This window comes from Pseudomonas sp. 43A (assembly GCF_013363935.1).
In the GTDB taxonomy this organism is placed as follows: domain Bacteria; phylum Pseudomonadota; class Gammaproteobacteria; order Pseudomonadales; family Pseudomonadaceae; genus Aquipseudomonas; species Aquipseudomonas crudilactis.
This window is the reverse complement of the sequence record NZ_CP054880.1, coordinates 4,837,584-4,853,278: the sequence shown is the minus strand read 5'-3', so window position 1 is coordinate 4,853,278 and position 15,695 is coordinate 4,837,584. Positions and strand designations below refer to the sequence as shown.

Sequence of the window (15,695 nt, the reverse complement as noted above, 5' to 3'; positions counted from 1 at the left end):
GCAGGCGCGGCTGAGGGTTTCTGGATAGCACGCAGGTCATGTTTCGCGCTGACCGTGGCTGTCCATCAACCATCGCCACACACATGAATTTAGCTGAAGGGCATACGCGGGGCTGCGAACCAGAGCGTTCGGGCCGCCGGTACTGGAGAAAGAAAGCATGAGCAACTGGTTAGTAGACAAACTGATCCCTTCGATCATGCGTTCCGAGGTCAAGAAGAGCTCGGTCCCTGAAGGTCTGTGGCACAAATGCCCGTCTTGCGAGGCGGTGCTGTATCGTCCAGAGCTGGAAAAGACCCTGGACGTTTGCCCTAAATGCAACCACCACATGCGCATCGGCGCACGTGCACGCATCGACATCTTCCTCGATGCTGAAGGTCGCAACGAACTGGGCGCCGATCTGGAGCCGGTTGACCGTCTGAAATTCCGCGACGGCAAGAAATACAAGGATCGTCTGACCGCTGCCCAGAAGCAGACTGGCGAGAAAGACGCGCTGATCTCCGTCAGCGGCACCTTGCTGGGCATGCCGGTGGTGGTTTCTGCGTTCGAATTCAGCTTCATGGGCGGTTCGATGGGCGCTATCGTTGGCGAACGCTTCGTGCGCGCGGCCAACTACGCGCTGGAAAACCGCTGCCCGATGATCTGCTTCGCCGCCTCCGGTGGTGCGCGCATGCAGGAAGCGCTGATCTCGCTGATGCAGATGGCCAAGACCTCGGCGGTACTGGCGCGTCTGCGTGAAGAGGGCATCCCGTTCATCTCCGTATTGACCGACCCGGTCTACGGTGGTGTTTCGGCGAGTCTGGCGATGCTCGGTGACGTGATCGTCGGTGAGCCGAAAGCCCTGATCGGCTTCGCTGGTCCGCGCGTTATCGAACAAACCGTGCGTGAAAAGCTGCCGGAAGGCTTCCAGCGCAGTGAATTCCTGCTGGAACACGGTGCGATCGACATGATCATCCACCGTCAGGAACTGCGCCCGCGTCTGGGTAACCTGCTGGCACAAATGACTGGCAAGCCGACGCCGAAATTCGTCGCCGCGCCAATCGAGCCAATCGTGGTTCCACCGGTACCTGCTGGCCTATGACCGAGCGCACCCTTGGCGAATGGCTCGCCTACCTTGAGCAGTTGCATCCGTCGGCCATCGACATGGGCCTGGAGCGTTCGCAACAGGTAGCGTCCCGCATGGGGCTGGGCCAGCCGGCGCCTCGGGTGATTACGGTCACCGGCACCAACGGCAAGGGTTCGACCTGCGCTTTCGTGGCTTCATTGCTGCGTGCGCAGGGTCTGAGCGTTGGTGTCTACAATTCTCCGCACCTGCTGCGTTACAACGAGCGGGTGCAGCTCAATGGCGTCGAAGCCACTGACGCGCAGCTGTGCGAAGCCTTTGCTGCGGTCGAGGCCGGGCGTGGCGACACTTCTCTGACTTACTTCGAAATGGGCACTCTGGCGGCGTTCTGGCTGTTTCAACAGGCAAAACTCGACGCTGTGGTGCTGGAAGTCGGGCTGGGCGGGCGTCTGGATACGGTCAACGTGGTCGATGCTGATATCGCGCTGGTTACCAGCATCGGTGTTGATCATGCCGATTATCTCGGTGATACCCGCGAATCCGTGGCCTTCGAAAAGGCCGGAATTTTACGCCAGGGCAAGCCTGCCTTGTGCGGCGATCTGAATCCTCCGCAACCGTTGCTCGACAAGGTGCGTGAACTGGCTTGTCCATTCTTTTTGCTTGGGCGTGATTTCGACCTCGGGATGACTGATCAGCACTGGCAATGGCGCGGTACCGATGCGCGAGGCCAGGTTGTCGAATTGCGTGATTTGCCGCTGCTCGATCTGCCGATGGAAAACGCCGCGCTGGCGTTGCAGGCGTATCTGCTGCTCGATTTGCCGTGGGAAGCTCAGCAGATCGTGACGGCGTTGCAGGCGACGCGCGTGGTGGGTCGGCTGGATCGTCGTTCCTTCGAGTGGAATGGCAAGCGCCTGAATCTGTTGCTCGATGTAGGCCATAACCCGCATGCCGCCGAGTATCTGGCCCGTCGTCTGGCCTCGCGGCCAGCGGTCGGCAAGCGTCTGGCGGTGTTCGGTCTGCTGGCGGACAAGGATCTGGATGGTGTTGTCAGTGAATTGAATGCTAGTGTCGAGCATTGGGCTGTTGCCCCGCTGGATTCGCCGCGTGCCCGTCCGGTGGCTGAATTGAACGCGGCATTGCAGAACCTTGGTGCCGCCGTCACGTCTTACGACAGTGTCGCCGCTGCGCTGGAAGGGCAGTGCGCAGTAGCCACCAGTGACGACGAGATTCTGTTGTTCGGATCATTTTATTGTGTCGCCGAGGCCCTTGAATGGCTGGCCCGGCGCTCCACGGAGGAAGCGGCAAATGGCTTTGCTGGATAAAGCGTACAAGCAGCGCATGGTTGGCGCTTTGGTGCTGGTTGCGCTGGCGGTGATCTTCCTGCCGATGCTGTTTTCGCGTCAGGATGAGCAGCGTCAGGTGACCGTTGAGGCGCCGGCCGCTCCGCAAGCACCCGCCATGCCGCAAGTGCAAATGGAAACGGTGGCCGTGCCTGAGCCACAAACCTTGCCGCAAGAACCTGTGCCGACGGATGAAGAAGTCGCAGAAGAGACGGCGCCTACCGCACCCGTTGCGACGGCGCCGGCACCGACAGCGCCCATTATGATCACCAAGCCTGTTGCGCCGCCGGCGGTGGCCAAGCCGATTCCTGCGCCTGCTCAGCCGATCACTGCGTCCTCGTCCAAGCCGGACACAACGCAAAGCCGCGTCGATGCCAACGGTCTGTCGGTGAGCTGGTCGGTGCAACTGGCCAGTCTGTCGAGTCGTGCCAGCGCCGAAAGCCTGCAGAAGACCCTGCGCAGTCAGGGCTATAACGCTTACATCCGCTCCGCCGATGGCAAGAATCGGGTGTTTGTCGGTCCGCTGATCGAGCGTGCCGAAGCCGATCGTCTGCGTGATCTGTTGGGTCGTCAGCAGAACCTCAAGGGTTTTGTTGTGCGCTTCCAGCCCGAGCGCGGTTAAAAACTATCGCCTCGATTGAAATGCACTGACAATCGCAGCTTACCGAGAGGCATGCGCTCTGCTAAAATGCGCCGCCTTATCCGTCTGTAGGCTGCACTGTGCCATTTACCTGGGTTGACTGGGCGATCGTTGCAATCATCGCCATCTCCGCTTTGATCAGTTTGAGCCGCGGCTTCGTCAAGGAAGCATTATCGCTGGTGACCTGGATCATCGCAGGAGTCGTCGCCTGGATGTTTGGTGGTTCATTGTCCGAGTACCTCGCCGGATACATCGAAACCCCATCGGCTCGCGTGATCGCGGGCTGTGCCATCATGTTTGTCGCCACACTGATCGTGGGCGCAATGATCAATTATCTTATCGGCGAGTTGGTTCGCGTCACCGGGTTGTCCGGGACCGATCGATTCCTCGGCATGGCCTTCGGCGCAGCGCGTGGCGTGTTGCTGGTGGTCGTGGCGGTCGGGCTATTGAGCCTGGGGCCGGTACAGCAGGACGGGTGGTGGAAAGAATCACAGCTCGTGCCAAAGTTTCTATTGGTCGCCGACTGGTCCAAAAACCTGATACTCGGGTGGAGCAGTCAGTGGCTTGCCAGCGGAATCAGCGTACCCGCTGATATTCCGTTCAAGGAGCAACTCTTGCCGTCGGCGAAAACGCCTCAGTGAGTGTTGTTCAGTTCAGATCCATTAAGTAGGGGTTGCGTCGCATGTGTGGCATCGTCGGTATCGTCGGTAAGTCGAACGTCAATCAGGCGCTGTATGACGCGCTAACCGTGCTCCAGCACCGCGGCCAGGACGCTGCCGGTATCGTCACCAGCCATGATGGCCGGTTGTTCCTGCGCAAGGACAATGGCCTGGTGCGTGACGTCTTTCAACAGCGTCACATGCAGCGTCTGGTCGGCCACATGGGTATCGGCCACGTCCGTTACCCGACCGCGGGCAGCTCGACGTCGGCCGAGGCCCAACCGTTTTACGTCAACTCGCCTTACGGCATCACTCTGGCGCACAACGGTAACCTGACCAACGTTGAGCAGTTGGCCAAAGAGATCTACGAATCCGATCTGCGTCACGTCAACACCAGTTCCGACTCGGAAGTGCTGCTCAACGTGTTCGCCCACGAGCTGGCCCAGCGCGGCAAGCTGCAACCGACCGAAGAAGACGTGTTTGCCGCCGTGACCGACGTGCACAACCGTTGTGTCGGCGGCTACGCAGTAGTCGCCATGGTGACTGGCTACGGCATCGTCGGTTTCCGTGACCCGCACGGCATCCGCCCGATCGTGTTCGGCCAGCGTCATACCGACGAAGGCGTCGAATACATGATCGCGTCCGAAAGCGTTTCGCTGGACGTGCTCGGTTTTACCCTGATTCGCGACCTGGCACCGGGCGAAGCGGTCTATATCACTGAAGACGGCAAGCTGCACACACGTCAGTGCGCGACCAACCCGTCCCTGACTCCATGCATTTTCGAGCACGTCTACCTGGCGCGTCCGGATTCGATCATCGACGGCGTGTCGGTCTACAAGGCCCGTCTGCGCATGGGCGAGAAGCTCGCCGAGAAGATCCTGCGCGAGCGTCCAGAGCACGACATCGATGTGGTTATCCCGATTCCGGACACCAGCCGTACCGCGGCACTGGAACTGGCCAACCACTTGGGCGTGAAATTCCGCGAAGGTTTCGTCAAGAACCGTTACATCGGCCGTACCTTCATCATGCCGGGCCAAGCGGCGCGCAAGAAGTCGGTACGCCAGAAGCTCAACGCCATCGAGCTGGAATTCCGCGGCAAGAACGTGATGCTGGTTGACGACTCGATCGTGCGCGGCACCACCTGCAAGCAGATCATCCAGATGGCCCGCGAAGCCGGCGCGAAAAACGTCTACTTCTGCTCGGCCGCGCCGGCGGTACGCTTCCCGAACGTCTACGGCATCGACATGCCGAGCGCCCACGAACTGATCGCGCACAACCGTTCCACTCAAGACGTGGCGGACCTGATCGGCGCTGACTGGCTGATCTATCAGGACCTGCCTGACTTGATCGAAGCGGTCGGTGGCGGCAAGATCAAGATCGAGAACTTCGATTGCGCGGTGTTTGACGGCAAGTACGTCACCGGCGATGTCGACGAGGCCTATCTGGACAAGATCGAGCAGGCACGCAACGATGCCTCGAAGGTCAAGACCCAGGCGGTCAGTGCGATCATCGATCTGTACAACAACTGAGTTTCTACCGGCCCTGAGGGGCCGGTTTTGTATCTGAATTTCAATTTTTGCGAACAGGGCAAGGAGTGACAGCATGAGTCAGGAATGGGATGCCGGTCGGCTGGACAGCGACCTCGAAGGCGTAGCGTTCGATACCCTGGCCGTACGTGCCGGTCAGCACCGTACGCCGGAAGGCGAGCACGGTGATCCGATGTTCTTCACCTCCAGCTACGTGTTCCGCACCGCTGCCGATGCGGCCGCGCGGTTTGCCGGGGAAGTGCCGGGCAACGTTTACTCGCGTTATACCAACCCGACCGTACGTGCGTTCGAAGAGCGCATTGCCGCGCTGGAAAGCGCCGAGCAGGCCGTGGCGACCGCCACCGGCATGGCCGCGATCATGGCGGTGGTGATGAGCCTGTGCAGTGCTGGCGATCACGTGCTGGTCTCGCGCAGCGTATTCGGTTCGACCATCAGCCTGTTCGAGAAGTACTTCAAGCGTTTTGGCGTGGAAGTCGATTACGTGCCGCTGGCTGACCTTTCGGGTTGGGACGCGGCAATCAAGTCGAATACCAAGCTGCTTTTCGTCGAATCTCCGTCCAATCCTTTGGCAGAGCTGGTCGATATCACCGCACTGGCGGAAATCGCCCACGCCAAAGGCGCGATGCTGGTAGTCGACAACTGCTTCTGCACCCCGGCGTTGCAGCAGCCGCTGAAAATGGGCGCAGATATCGTGGTGCACTCGGCGACCAAGTTCATCGACGGCCAGGGTCGTTGCATGGGTGGTGTGGTTGCCGGTCGCAGCGAGCAGATGAAAGAAGTCGTCGGCTTCCTGCGCACTGCCGGCCCGACTCTGAGCCCGTTCAATGCGTGGATCTTCCTCAAAGGTCTGGAAACCCTGAACCTGCGGATGAAGGCGCACTGCGCGAATGCCCAGGAACTGGCTGAATGGCTGGAGCAGCAGGACGGCATTGAGAGGGTGCATTACGCCGGTCTCAAGAGTCATCCGCAGCACGAGTTGGCCCAGCGCCAGCAAAAGGGCTTTGGTGCAGTGGTGAGCTTTGAGGTCAAGGGCGGCAAAGAGGGCGCGTGGCGCTTTATCGATGCCACCCGGTTGATTTCGATTACTGCCAACCTCGGTGACAGCAAAACCACGATCACGCACCCGAGCACCACCTCCCACGGCCGTCTGGCGCCGCAGGAGCGTGAAGCGGCGGGCATTCGCGACAGTCTGATCCGCATCGCGGTCGGTCTGGAAGACGTAGCTGACCTGCAAGCCGATCTGGCGCGCGGTCTGGCAGCGTTGTGATCGAGTTGTCGACGCCAACAGCAGGCACCCATGGCCGCGTTGCGTTGGTCACGGGTGCTGCGCGCGGTATCGGTCTGGGAATTGCGGCATGGCTGATCAGCGAAGGCTGGCAAGTGGTGCTGACGGATCTGGATCGTGCGCGCGGTTCGAAAGTGGCGAAAGTGCTGGGCGAAAACGCCTGGTTCATCGCCATGGACGTCGCGGATGAAGGGCAAGTAGCGCTGGGCGTTGCCGAGGTGCTGGGGCAGTTTGGTCGTCTCGATGCACTGGTGTGCAATGCGGCGGTGGCTGATCCACACAACATCACCCTGGAAAGCCTTGATCTGGCGTACTGGAATCGCGTGCTGGCGGTGAATCTCAGTGGGCCGATGTTGTTGGCCAAGCACTGTGCGCCGTATCTGCGTGCGCACAACGGTTCCATCGTCAATCTGGCTTCGACCCGTGCCCGGCAGTCGGAGGCCGACTCCGAGGCGTATGCGGCGAGCAAGGGCGGCTTGCTGGCGCTGACGCATGCGCTGGCGATCAGCCTCGGGCCGGAGATTCGCGTCAACGCAGTCAGCCCGGGCTGGATCGATGCGCGAGATCCTTCTGCGCGTCGGGCTGAGCCGCTGGCGGATGCCGATCATGCCCAGCATCCGGCGGGCAGGGTAGGGACGGTTGAAGACGTAGCGGCGATGGTCGCCTGGTTGCTGTCGAGGAATGCCGGGTTTGTCACCGGGCAGGAATTCGTCGTCGATGGCGGCATGACGAAAAAGATGATTTACACAGAGTAGGAGGCGAAGCTGCGATCCTGTAGGAGTGAGCCTGCTCGCGATAGCGTTCTTCTGGTTGCTGACTTTTCCCGAGAATGACTCAATTTCGTCTTTTTTAGAAAAACTTCAATCCTGCTATTGACTTAGGTTCGCTACCTGCGTAAATTTCGCGGCCTCGGAGATGCAAACGGGTGATTAGCTCAGCTGGGAGAGCGTCTGCCTTACAAGCAGAATGTCGGCGGTTCGATCCCGTCATCACCCACCACTCCCGAGAGACTTGCGTAAGCAAGAGCGTAGGCTGAAAGTGCCTGCACCGACGCGCAGCGGTAGTTCAGTCGGTTAGAATACCGGCCTGTCACGCCGGGGGTCGCGGGTTCGAGTCCCGTCCGCTGCGCCATATTTTACGAGTCAGACTTGTCTGGTTCGCGATTGCAAAGCACCGAAGCCTGCAGTCAAAACGAGTTACTTGAGCGAAAGCTCAAAGCGATACGCAGCGGTAGTTCAGTCGGTTAGAATACCGGCCTGTCACGCCGGGGGTCGCGGGTTCGAGTCCCGTCCGCTGCGCCATATCTGCTTCAAGGACCACTGAACGCCTTGAAGCACCGAAACCAGCCATTGGCTGGTTCGGAATCGATAGCAAAGACCCTGGTCGAAAGACCGGGGTTTTTTGTGTCTGAAATTTGGCTTTTCCGCTTTTTTCTTCTATCCCCTCCATCCTGTGCCCTACACAAATCCCTGTGGGAGCGAGCTTGCTCGCGAAGGCGTCGGCACATTCAAAATTTGCATCGGCTGGCACAACGCTTTCGCGAGCAAGCTCGCTCCCACATGGGCATGCCCAATTATCTCTGCGGTCTAGATGCGGTGCCACGTCGCATTGATTTTTTGATTCTTTAGTCAAATTTTTGTAACTGGTTGTTTGCTGCGAGCGCAGAAACCTTTAAAGTTAACCTTTCGGTCAGCTTTGCACTGTCAACACGCCCTTTGTTTAGCCAAAGAGGGCTTCTGCAAGACTCGAGATTCCCCAGTAGATAACCAGAAGGGCGGACACATAACCGCCCAGAGGATGATCCATGTCCAACCGTGATATATCCCGGCGCTCGTTCCTCCAGGGCGGGCTGGTGGCGGGTGTGAGCGTCACGCTCACGCCGCTCAGCAGTCAGGCGCTGGCTGCCTTGATGGAAAACACTGTCACCGTGCCGTCCGAGAAGTGGCTCGGCAACAACGGCAAGGCGCGTCAGCGTAACGACGCACTGTCCAAAGTCTGCGGCAGCAAGGTCTTTGCCCGCGACATCCGCTCCAAGGACATGCCGGGCTGGCCCGAACAGCAAGGCCACGCCATGTTGCTGAAAACCATCAAGGCCGACCGCATCTACGACGGCTACGATCTGTCGTGGCTTGGCGCCGACCTGCAGCCTGACCGAATCGTCACCGCCGCTGACCTGGACAAGGACGGCATTGTCTTCCCGGAAGAACACGCACCGGATCCACTGCTGCCAGAAGGCAAGGTGCCGATGTTCATCGGTCACCCGGTGGCAATCCTGATCTGGAACGACTTCGAGCGTTTCCGTCAGGCCAAGAACAAACTCAAATTCAATGACAAAGCGATTCGTTACGGTGCCCAAGTGCCGTTCTACGAAGGCGACCCCTATGGCAGTTTCCGCTACGTACGTGTGGGTGGCGCGACCTCGGCTGACGAGGATGAATTCGCCAGCCTCAAGGATTCGATCCTCTTTCCGATGCTGAAGAACCGTCGTCCGGTGTGGAATTCCCAGCCGAACCTGCACGGCAACCTGACCGAGCGCGGCCTGTTCTACGCCGACCGCATGAAGCAAGATATCGATACGCCGCCAGACAACTGGCTGGTGTTCGACGAGCGCTACAAGACCCCGTCGATCGAACCGGCCGCGATGGAGCCGGACAACGGCAACGGCTGGTACGACCCGAAAACCAAGACCCTGCACTTCGTGGTAGCCACCCAGTGCCCACTGGAAGCTGCGACCGAGACCGCAAAAATGATCTCGCCGTCGCGCTTCGGCCTGGCCAACCTCAACATGCACCCGGGTTACACCGTGGGTTACGGTTCCAAAGACCATAACATCTTCGTCTACTACGCAGCCCTTGCTGCGCTATACGGCGCCGGTGTGCCGGTGCGTCTGGCCAACGACCGCTACGAGCAATTCCAGAGCGGCATCAAGCGCCACCCGTTCGACATCCGCTACCAGTTGGCCGTGGATAAGAATGACTACACCTTCAAGATTTTCCGCGCGGAAATGAGTGTCGACGGTGGCGGCCGAATCAACTACAGCCCCTCCGTAGCAGCAGTAGGTGCCACGGCGGCGCAATCGATCTACTACATGCCGCAGAACGATCTGCAAGTCACCGCTTATCACTCGCGTGGTGTTGAGGCCGGTTCGATGCGCGGGTACGGCACCCTGCAAAGCATGGCAGCGACCGAAATGATGGTCGACGAAATCGCCAATCGCCTCGGTGTCGATGCCATCGACCTGCGTCGCAAGAACGCCCTGCGTTCGGGCATGAAAAATACTCAGGGCGCGATTCCGGCCGGTGCTCTGCGCTTGCATGAAATTCTCGACAAAGCCTCGGTGCACGAAGTCTGGAAAAACCGCGACGCGATCAAGAAGCAGCGCGAAGCCGCCGACCCGGACAACTGGTACGGCGTTGGTTTTGCCATTTGCCAGAAAGACTTCGGCACCGGTTCTGAAGCGCCAATGGCCAGTATCGAATTCACCGCAGACGGCCGCATCACTCTGCGCCATATCGGCATTGAAATCGGTACCGGCATGTCCACCTCGCAAGCCTTGGTCGTGGCCGATTTCCTCGGCAGCCCGGCGCACGAAGTGAAGACCGGCGAAACCGAATGGAAGGAAATGCAGCTGATCACCAGCGGCAACCCTTACATCATGAGTCAGGCCGAGCAGGACAACCTGCTGCGCAATCCGCGTTGGGTCGGCAAGCTGGCATCGGCTTCGTCCGCGACCAACTCGGCGTACTACTTCAGCCATGCCACCCGTGAAGCGGCGCGCGTGCTGTTCAACAACGGTTTGTGGCCAGCGGCCATGGAGATCTGGCGTCAGGGTCCTTATGGCGGTCAAGCCAACCCTTACGTCGTGCGTCGCGAAGATGCGCACTGGGTCGACGGCAAACTCACCGCCAACGGCATGCAGCCGTTGACCTTCGAAGAGCTGGCCAAACACGCTCACGAGCGTGGTCTGGTGACCGGCGCTACCGTTCACGCATTCAACCGCTGGAGCTGGGCTGAAGCCGAATACAGCATCGACGGCGTGCGCGAACGCCTGCCGCTCGACGGTTTGGCGGTGAAGTACGGTGACGGCGCGCCGAAAGCGAAGAAGGCGTTGATGACCACGTCCGGTTTCCACTTGTTGGATCGCCAGAACATCAATTACCCGGTTGTGCAGTTGAACAACGCTGCTGTGACCTACTACAGCCCGGTCGCCACGCTGGTCGAGTTGAAGGTCAACAAGGGCTCGGCGGAAGTCGAAGTGCTCAACCACCATTCGTGGGTCGAGTGCGGTCGCGTGTTGGTTGAAGAATTGGTCAAGGGCCAGCTCGAAGGCGGTATCGCCATGGGCATCGGCCACGCCTTGATGGAAGAGATGCCGCTGTATGAAGGCGGGCCGGGGGAGGGTGACTGGAACTTCAACCGTTACCGTCTGCCGATGGCGCGTCACGTTGCCGTATGGAAGCAGACGTCGGAGATTCTCCCGGCGCTGTCGCCGAGCGACCCGTCCAAAGGCATCGCCGAAGTGGTGATGATCCCGATTGTCGGTGCCATCGGTAACGCCGTGGCGCACGCCATCGGTAAACGTGTTCGCGATCTGCCTATCACTGCTGCGCGCATCAAGGAGGCCCTCAATGGCTAACCGTCCGCTTCAACTGACCCTCAACGGTCAATCCGTCGGCCCGGTGGACATCCCTGATGACCTGCCGATGATCGACTACCTGCACGAATACAAAAACCTCACCGGCTCGCGTCTGGGCTGCGGGCAGGGCATCTGCCACGCCTGCGTGGTGATCGTCGATAACCCGGATGGCACCAGCGAAGAAGTGCGCACCTGCATCACCGGCGCACATTATTTCGAAGGCAAGCAAGTCCGCACGATCGAAGCTCACGCCAAGCGTGATGAGGCGGGCCAGGTCACCGAACTGAACCCGATCCAGCAGCGCTTCGTAGACGAATTCGCTTTTCAGTGCAGCTACTGCGCACCGGGCTTCGTCAACGCCGCGACCGTGCTGGTCGAGAAGTTGCAACGCCAGCCGACCGTGCAAAGCAAGCTCGAACAAGTCATCGAGGACAGCCTCGGCCATCACGTCTGCCGTTGCACCGGGTACGTGCGTTATTACAACGCCACCCGCAACGTGCTGACCGATCTCGGCCTGGTCAAGGAGGGTTAAGCATGAAGCTTTTACTGACTCGCCTGACCCTGGCGGTCGGCCTCGCTGCGCCGCTGTTGTTTGCCCACGCCGATGATCAGGTCAAGCGCGGCGAATACCTCGCCCGCGCCGCCGACTGCATGGCTTGCCACACCGCACCGGGCGGCGCGCCATTTGCCGGAGGTCTGCCGATCGTCTCGCCGTTCGGCACGATCTATGGCACCAATATCACGCCGAGCAAAGAGCACGGCATTGGTTTGTACAATGATGATGAGTTTTTCGTTGCGCTGACCGAGGGCAAGCGTCGTGATGGCGCCAATTTGTATCCGGCGATGCCTTACACCTCGTATCACCTGATGCCGCGTGAAGACTCGGACGCGATCCATGCGTACCTGAAAACCATCGAGCCGATCGAGCGTGCAGCCCCGGTCACCAGCCTGAGCTTTCCGTTCAACGTGCGTCCGGGTCTGATCGGCTGGAACATGATGTACGGCAAAGCCCTGAAGCTGGAGTCGGCGGAAGGCAAAAGCGAAGCCTGGAAGCGTGGCCAGTACATGGTCGAGGTGCTCGGTCACTGCGGCGAATGCCACACCCCGCGCGGTCTGCCGGGTGCGATGCAGTTGGATAAGCGCCTGACCGGCGGCATCCTCAATGGCTACCTGGCGCCGAGCCTGCTGGCCACTGATCTGGCCGCGCGCGGCTGGAACGAGCAGGATCTGGGCACGTTCCTCAAGCATGGCATGAGTGCGCAGGGGACGATGTTCAACGAGATGTTCCCGGTGTTCCACAACAGCACCCAAGGCCTGAACGATACCGATCTGGCGGCGATGGCGACCTTCCTGCTCGGCGACAAACCGCCGGCAGCGAAAGCACTGGTTGAAGTGCCCGTCGAGCAACTCAGTGCCAGTGCCCAACGCGGCCGTCAGGAATATCTGAACGTCTGCGCCGGCTGTCACGCGGTCGGGGGCGAAGGTAAGCCGCACATCGCGGTGGCCATGCGCGGCAACACCACGCTGCGCCTGGAAGACCCGCGCAATCTTTTGCGGGTGATCGAGGACGGTATCGGCGAGCAGAAGTTCTCCGGCTTCGAGCACATGCAACCGATGCCGGGTTTCGCCGACAAGCTCAGTCCTGAACAGCTGACCGATCTGCTCAACTACCTGCGTCAAGGGTGGGGTGGGCAGTCCGCCGAGCTGGCAGTGAGCGAAGTGCAAAAGCTGAAAGACGACGCACCGTCCATCGAGCACAAGGCGCACTGACATGCAGCATCTCGATCTACAAGTGGTGCGCCGCGCGCTGGAGTGGTCGGTGGCGGGGCAGCGCATCTGGCTTTGCACCGTGCTGACGACTTACGGTTCGGCACCGCGTGCGCCGGGTTCGCTGCTGGCGGTGAACGATGGCGGACAGTGGATCGGCTCGCTATCGGGTGGTTGCGTCGAGGAAGATTTCCTTGAGCGCGTCGCCGAAGGTGCGTTTCTCGATGCAGTCAATGTCGTGCGTTACGGCGAGGGCGACGATCCGCGTTCGCGGGTCAGCCTGCCCTGTGGCGGCATTCTCGATGTGCTGGTAGAGAAATTTGACGCCGACTGCGAAGTACAGGCGCATTTGCGTGAACTGGAGTCGGCGCTGCTTGGTCAGCGGCGCTTGATTCGCGAGGTCGATCTGGCCAGCGGTGCGCGCAGTTTGTTCGCTGATCGCGAGCAGGGTGCGCGGATCGAGCGTGAGATTGATCGGGTGCGCATTCGTGTTGGCGCGGCCCAGCGTTTGTTGCTCGCCGGATACTCCAGCGTGGCGCAGGCGTGTGCCGAGTTTGCTGTCGGCCTCGGGTTTGAGGTGATTCTCTGTGATCCGCGCGATGAAGTGCTCGAAGGCGTTGTGCTGGATGGCGTGGAAATTCGTCGGCAATTGCCATCGGTGTTTATTGCCGACGGCGGTTGCCATCGCGACACGGCGGTCGTGGCGCTAACCCACGATCCACGTATCGACGACTTGGCGATGATGGAGGCGGTGCGCACTGAAGCGTTCTACATTGGCGTGATGGGTTCGCAGCAGACGTCGCAGAAACGCTTCGAACGGTTACGTCGGATTGGTGGTTTAGGGGAGGGTGAGCTGGCGCGGATTCATGCGCCGATCGGTCTTAACCTCGGCAGCAAGACGCCGGCAGAAATCGCGCTGGCTGTGCTGGCGGATATCTTGCGCATCCGTAGCGGGATTGCTCGGGATCAGCTCTGAAACCGTTCAGTGTTGAATAAAAAGGGCCGCTGTTCAGCGGCCCTTTTTTACATCCCGAATTTGTCGCGTAAGCCGTAATACCAAGCACCCAGCGCGGCAAACGGCGTGCGCAACAGTTGCCCGCCGGGGAACGGATAGTGCGGTAAATCGGCAAACGCATCAAAGCGTTCGGCCTGACCGCGTAAAGCCTCAGCCAATACTTTGCCCGCCAGGTGCGTGTACGTCACGCCGTGGCCGCTGCAACCCTGTGAGTAATAGATGTTGTCGCCCAGGCGTCCAACTTGTGGCAAACGCGACAGGGTCAGCAGGAAATTTCCGGTCCAGGCGTAATCAATCTTCACATCCTTGAGCTGCGGAAAGGCCTTGAGCATTTTCGGACGGATGATCGCCTCGATGTTCGCTGGATCCCGTGCCCCATACACCACGCCGCCGCCGAAGATCAGGCGCTTGTCGCCCGTGAGGCGGTAGTAGTCGAGCAGGTAGTTACAGTCCTCAACACAGTAATCCTGCGGCAGCAGCGCTTTCGCCAGCTCACTACCTAGCGGCTCGGTAGTGATCACTTGTGTGCCGCATGGCATCGATTTGGCCGCCAGTTCCGGCACCAGATTGCCGAGATAGGCGTTGCCGGCGACGATAATGAACTTGGCCCTGACCTTGCATTGCGGTGTATGTACCACCGGATTGGCGCCGCGCTCGATGCGCACGGCAGGCGATTGTTCATAGATAGTGCCGCCGAGGGACTCGACCGCCGCCGCTTCGCCGAGCGCGAGGTTCAGCGGATGGATGTGGCCGCCGCTCATATCGAGCATGCCACCGACGTATTGATCGCATGCCACCACTTCGCGGATACGGCGTTGATCGAGCAGTTCGAGTTGCGTATGACCGAAACGCTCCCAAAGGCGCTTCTGCGATTCCAGATGGCCCATCTGCTTGGCCGTCAACGCGGCGAACACACCGCCGTCCTTCAGGTCGCACTGGATGTTGTACTTGGCCACCCGCTCGCGAATGATCCGGCCCCCTTCGAATGCCATGTGACCTAGCAATTGCGCTTGCTTGGGGCCAACGCTGCGTTCGATCACGTCGATATCACGGCTATAACTGTTAACGATCTGCCCGCCATTACGACCGGAGGCACCGAAACCGACCTTGGCTGCTTCCAGCACGGTGACGCGAAACCCGTTTTCCAGCAGGAACAGCGCCGAGGACAGTCCGGTATACCCGGCGCCGATCACACAGACGTCCGTCTCCACATCATCCTGCAAGGCAGGGCGGGGTGGTACGGCATTGGCCGACGCAGCGTAATAAGACTCTGGGTGAGGGGTGTTCGCCATCCTGCAGCCTCTGTTTAATATATTTTACGAGTGCGTCGATCCTACCCGAGTTGAAAAACCTCCGCCAGCCACCGGAAAATCTTCCTCGCAGGGCGGAAATTAAATATTTTGCATATTCATAGGCTTAGGTGAAAAAAAGGTGTTGACACCCCTCCGGAATTCCGTAGAATGCCGCCTCACAGCAGGCACGTAGCTCAGTTGGTTAGAGCACCACCTTGACATGGTGGGGGTCGTTGGTTCGAGTCCAATCGCGCCTACCAAACAAAATCCGCTCTGCTGGGCGGTCTGGAAGGGCTCACCGAAAGGTGGGCCCTTTTTTGTTGCGTTGGATTTCTTGCAGAACGTTCACAAAATATAGGGTTCATTCACACTGGGCAATGTGAACGCCTAAAAACCCTTTTCTGGGCTGCGATTCTTATGCATGTCGTGGGGGGGGATGGGGCATTGTGTTCGA

Annotated in this window: 12 protein-coding genes and 4 tRNA genes; 15 read left to right on the top strand and 1 reads right to left on the bottom strand. The window is 59.8% G+C overall.

The genetic code is table 11. From position 1 onward, the window contains the following. Positions 1-157 precede the first annotated feature (157 nt). From accD to HUW52_RS21240, 14 genes are all read left to right on the top strand, one after another. A complete protein-coding gene (accD, locus tag HUW52_RS21305) occupies positions 158-1,078 on the top strand; it encodes an acetyl-CoA carboxylase, carboxyltransferase subunit beta (RefSeq protein WP_016984535.1) in 921 nt (306 codons plus the stop codon). Further along, on the top strand, positions 1,075-2,382 hold the full coding sequence (gene folC / locus HUW52_RS21300) for a bifunctional tetrahydrofolate synthase/dihydrofolate synthase (RefSeq protein ID WP_175554832.1): 1,308 nt from the start codon (positions 1,075-1,077) through the stop codon (positions 2,380-2,382). The genes accD and folC overlap by 4 nt, the downstream gene beginning before the upstream one ends. Further along, complete coding sequence (locus tag HUW52_RS21295) at positions 2,366-3,022, top strand: SPOR domain-containing protein (RefSeq protein WP_016984537.1); 657 nt, start codon at positions 2,366-2,368, stop codon at positions 3,020-3,022. Before folC ends, HUW52_RS21295 begins: the two co-directional genes overlap by 17 nt. A gap of 98 nt (positions 3,023-3,120) precedes the next feature. Further along, a complete protein-coding gene (locus HUW52_RS21290; protein WP_007913461.1) occupies positions 3,121-3,681 on the top strand; it encodes a CvpA family protein in 561 nt (186 codons plus the stop codon). 41 nt (positions 3,682-3,722) lie between these two features. Beyond that, a complete protein-coding gene (gene purF / locus HUW52_RS21285; protein ID WP_016984539.1) occupies positions 3,723-5,228 on the top strand; it encodes an amidophosphoribosyltransferase in 1,506 nt (501 codons plus the stop codon). A 73-nt stretch (positions 5,229-5,301) separates the two neighbouring features. Next, on the top strand, positions 5,302-6,513 hold the full coding sequence (locus HUW52_RS21280; RefSeq protein WP_175554831.1) for an O-succinylhomoserine sulfhydrylase: 1,212 nt from the start codon (positions 5,302-5,304) through the stop codon (positions 6,511-6,513). Then, a complete protein-coding gene (locus tag HUW52_RS21275; protein ID WP_175554830.1) occupies positions 6,510-7,286 on the top strand; it encodes an SDR family oxidoreductase in 777 nt (258 codons plus the stop codon). Before HUW52_RS21280 ends, HUW52_RS21275 begins: the two co-directional genes overlap by 4 nt. Before the next feature lie 168 nt (positions 7,287-7,454). After that, positions 7,455-7,530, top strand: a tRNA-Val gene (locus HUW52_RS21270). Positions 7,531-7,585: 55 nt separating this feature from the next. Further along, positions 7,586-7,662 (top strand) — tRNA-Asp (locus tag HUW52_RS21265). A 93-nt stretch (positions 7,663-7,755) separates the two neighbouring features. After that, positions 7,756-7,832 (top strand) — tRNA-Asp (locus HUW52_RS21260). Between the two features lie 503 nt (positions 7,833-8,335). Beyond that, complete coding sequence (locus HUW52_RS21255; RefSeq protein WP_175554829.1) at positions 8,336-11,167, top strand: xanthine dehydrogenase family protein molybdopterin-binding subunit; 2,832 nt, start codon at positions 8,336-8,338, stop codon at positions 11,165-11,167. After that, a complete protein-coding gene (locus tag HUW52_RS21250; RefSeq protein ID WP_016984543.1) occupies positions 11,160-11,699 on the top strand; it encodes a (2Fe-2S)-binding protein in 540 nt (179 codons plus the stop codon). The genes HUW52_RS21255 and HUW52_RS21250 overlap by 8 nt, the downstream gene beginning before the upstream one ends. A gap of 2 nt (positions 11,700-11,701) precedes the next feature. Continuing rightward, on the top strand, positions 11,702-12,937 hold the full coding sequence (locus HUW52_RS21245; protein ID WP_175554828.1) for a cytochrome c: 1,236 nt from the start codon (positions 11,702-11,704) through the stop codon (positions 12,935-12,937). Between the two features lies 1 nt (position 12,938). After that, on the top strand, positions 12,939-13,910 hold the full coding sequence (locus HUW52_RS21240) for an XdhC family protein (protein WP_016984545.1): 972 nt from the start codon (positions 12,939-12,941) through the stop codon (positions 13,908-13,910). 47 nt (positions 13,911-13,957) lie between these two features. Here HUW52_RS21240 and HUW52_RS21235 read toward each other — a convergent pair whose 3' ends face one another. Further along, positions 13,958-15,241, bottom strand: coding sequence for an FAD-binding oxidoreductase (locus HUW52_RS21235; protein ID WP_175554827.1), 1,284 nt, complete (start codon positions 15,239-15,241; stop codon positions 13,958-13,960). A 183-nt stretch (positions 15,242-15,424) separates the two neighbouring features. Here HUW52_RS21235 and HUW52_RS21230 point away from each other — a divergent pair. Next, positions 15,425-15,501 (top strand) — tRNA-Val (locus HUW52_RS21230). The last annotated feature ends 194 nt before the right edge of the window (positions 15,502-15,695 follow it).

Excerpts from the sequence above, each read along its gene's own strand:
- folC (WP_175554832.1), top strand. The coding sequence starts at position 1,075 with ATGACCGAGCGCACCCTTGGCGAATGGCTCGCCTACCTTGAGCAGTTG.
- HUW52_RS21280 (WP_175554831.1), top strand. The coding sequence starts at position 5,302 with ATGAGTCAGGAATGGGATGCCGGTCGGCTGGACAGCGACCTCGAAGGC.
- accD (WP_016984535.1), top strand. The coding sequence starts at position 158 with ATGAGCAACTGGTTAGTAGACAAACTGATCCCTTCGATCATGCGTTCC.
- HUW52_RS21245 (WP_175554828.1), top strand. The coding sequence starts at position 11,702 with ATGAAGCTTTTACTGACTCGCCTGACCCTGGCGGTCGGCCTCGCTGCG.
- HUW52_RS21255 (WP_175554829.1), top strand. The coding sequence starts at position 8,336 with ATGTCCAACCGTGATATATCCCGGCGCTCGTTCCTCCAGGGCGGGCTG.
- HUW52_RS21295 (WP_016984537.1), top strand. The coding sequence starts at position 2,366 with ATGGCTTTGCTGGATAAAGCGTACAAGCAGCGCATGGTTGGCGCTTTG.
- HUW52_RS21240 (WP_016984545.1), top strand. The coding sequence starts at position 12,939 with ATGCAGCATCTCGATCTACAAGTGGTGCGCCGCGCGCTGGAGTGGTCG.
- HUW52_RS21250 (WP_016984543.1), top strand. The coding sequence starts at position 11,160 with ATGGCTAACCGTCCGCTTCAACTGACCCTCAACGGTCAATCCGTCGGC.
- HUW52_RS21235 (WP_175554827.1), bottom strand. The coding sequence starts at position 15,241 with ATGGCGAACACCCCTCACCCAGAGTCTTATTACGCTGCGTCGGCCAAT.
- purF (WP_016984539.1), top strand. The coding sequence starts at position 3,723 with ATGTGTGGCATCGTCGGTATCGTCGGTAAGTCGAACGTCAATCAGGCG.